Origin of the sequence: Anaerotalea alkaliphila, assembly GCF_010179735.1 — a bacterium.
Taxonomy (GTDB): domain Bacteria; phylum Bacillota; class Clostridia; order Lachnospirales; family Vallitaleaceae; genus Anaerotalea; species Anaerotalea alkaliphila.
Genome location: NZ_JAAEEH010000080.1, coordinates 1 through 2,170, shown reverse-complemented (window position 1 = coordinate 2,170; position 2,170 = coordinate 1). Strand labels below are relative to the sequence as shown.

Annotated in this window: 3 protein-coding genes; all 3 read right to left on the bottom strand. The window is 61.3% G+C overall.

Annotated features, from left to right (window positions below; genetic code table 11):
• A partial coding sequence (locus GXN74_RS14180; protein ID WP_162371585.1) for a UxaA family hydrolase occupies positions 1-477 on the bottom strand: 477 nt, incomplete at its 3' end.
• The gene (locus tag GXN74_RS14175) at positions 474-1,922 is read right to left on the bottom strand and encodes a tagaturonate reductase (RefSeq protein WP_162371584.1); all 1,449 of its coding nucleotides are present in this window, start codon (positions 1,920-1,922) and stop codon (positions 474-476) included. The genes GXN74_RS14180 and GXN74_RS14175, both read right to left, overlap by 4 nt.
• A gap of 39 nt (positions 1,923-1,961) precedes the next feature.
• Positions 1,962-2,170 (bottom strand): TRAP transporter large permease subunit (locus GXN74_RS14170; RefSeq protein ID WP_162371178.1); only part of this gene is annotated, 209 nt, incomplete at its 5' end.

The following is a 2,170-nucleotide window of genomic DNA, read 5'->3' as shown; positions in this document are numbered from 1 at the left end:
GGCGAAGACGCCGTCGATCCCCACGGGATCCACTTCCTTCCTGAAGCGGTCGATGATCCTTTGGGCAACGCCGTTTACGCATCCCACGGTGGGCACGACCCACAGCTCGTTGCGGATCCCCACCTCCTTGTTGGAGCGTTCGTACACATGGACTTTCCTCTCCGGCAGGGAGGTATGGAAGGATTCGAAAGCGGGGCTATAGCCGTATTCCAGAATCTCTCCCAGTCCTGTCTTCAGGTTGTGGACATGCACGTGCTGTCCGGGCGCGATGTCTTCGGTGGCGTTGCCGATGGGCATGCCGTACTTGACCACCGCCTCCCCCGCGGCGATGGCAGCGACGGCCATCTTGTGGGCCTGGGGGATGGGTTCGGCCGCGGTCAGTTCTGTTCCGTCGATTTCAATCCGGTCTCCCGGTTCCAGGGGTTCCAGGGCGATGGCCACGTTGTCCTTGGGATGGATCCGCAGATGCCGCTTCATAGGAGCACCTCCTGCAGGGCTTCCTCCATCCCTTTCTCCAGGATCAGTCCCAGATATTCCACAACCAGGTCCAGCAGTCCGGGCAGGGCCGTCAGGTCCGCCGTCCAGACGGGTGCATGGGCAAGGACCGTCCGGGCCAGGGACCTGCATCCCTCCTCGGACCCGTCGAAGGCTGCCCATGCCTTCCTGAAGAGTTCCAGGATGTCTTCGGCGTCGTTCACGGGGATCGTCTCCTCCCCCCGGAGGCCCCTGTAGAAGACCAGCATGGCCGCCAGGGAGAAGACCAGCCTCTTGGGGAGGGCACCCTTTTCCCTGAGATAGGCCTCCAGGGAAGGCAGCACCCGGGTGTTGTACTTGGACATGCCGTTGAGGGAGATGCTGAGGAGCTGGTGGGAGATGAACGGGTTGCGGAACCTGTCCATGACCTCAGCGGCGAAGGATTCCAGCTCCTCCTTCGGCAGGTCCAGGGTCGGGATGATTTCCTCGTAGACCGCCTGGGCGAGGTATTTCCCCACCACCGGATGCTCCACGGATTCCTTCACGGTGTCGATGCCGTAAAGGTAGGCCACAGGCACCAGCGTCGTATGGGCGCCGTTCAGGATGCGCACCTTCCGGGTCCTGTAGGGGGTCATGTCCTCCACGAAAAGCACGTTGCAGTCCGTCCTGTCCACCGGCAGGAGTTCCTTCAGGCCTGCAGGGCCCTCGATGACCCAGAGGTTGAACTGTTCGCTTTCGACGACCAGCTGGTCCTCATACCCCAGCTCCTCCCAGACCTCCTGGATCCGGTCCCGGGGATAGCCGGGCACGATCCGGTCCACCAGGGAGTTGCAGAAGGTGTTGGCTTCCCCAAGCCATGCCTCGAAGGCTTCCCCCAGCTGCCATTCCCTGGCATGTCTTTCCACGACCTCCTTCAGCTTGTCCCCGTTCCTGTCGATGAGCTCGCAGGGGATGATGACGAAGCCCTTGTCCGGGTCGCCCCCAAATGCCTTGAAGCGGGCGTGCAACAGGGCCGTAAGCTTGGCTGGAAATCCCTTCTGGGGCCCTTCCAGCGTGTCCTCCGGCTCGTAGGCGATGCCCGATTCGGTGGTGTTGGAGATGACGATTTTGACCGTCTCCACCGCCGCCAGCCCAAGGTAGCCCGCATGGTCCGTGTAGGGGTTGACTGCAGACACGATGGAGTCGTTGAGGAGATGCTCCTTCACCGGTTCCCCGTTCTTGATGCCCTTCAGGGTATGGGTGTAGAGGAAATCCTGGGACGCCAGCAGGTCGACCAGGCCCACGGGCAGCGGTTGCACCACGGCGATTCCTCCGTTGAAGTCCGCTTCATCGTTGAGCTTCTGGACCGTCCAGTCCGTGAACGCCCGCAGGAAATTCCCTTCCCCGAATTGGATGACTTTGATGGGACGTGGGGGTGCCTGGTGCAATGCCTTCGATAATTTTTCCATGATTGTCATTATTCTCCTTTTCTTTCATCGGGGATGGGGTTATTTCATGATCAGGTTGGGAAGGAACATGACGACGGCGGGCACATAGGTGATCAGCAGCAGGGTCCCCACCATGACCGCATAGAAGGGGAGCAGGGCCTTGGTGGCCTTCTCGATGGAGATCTTGCCGATGGAGCAGCCCACGAAGAGGGCGGAGCCCACCGGCGGGGTGCAGAGGCCCACGGCCAGGTTCAGGATGAACACGATGC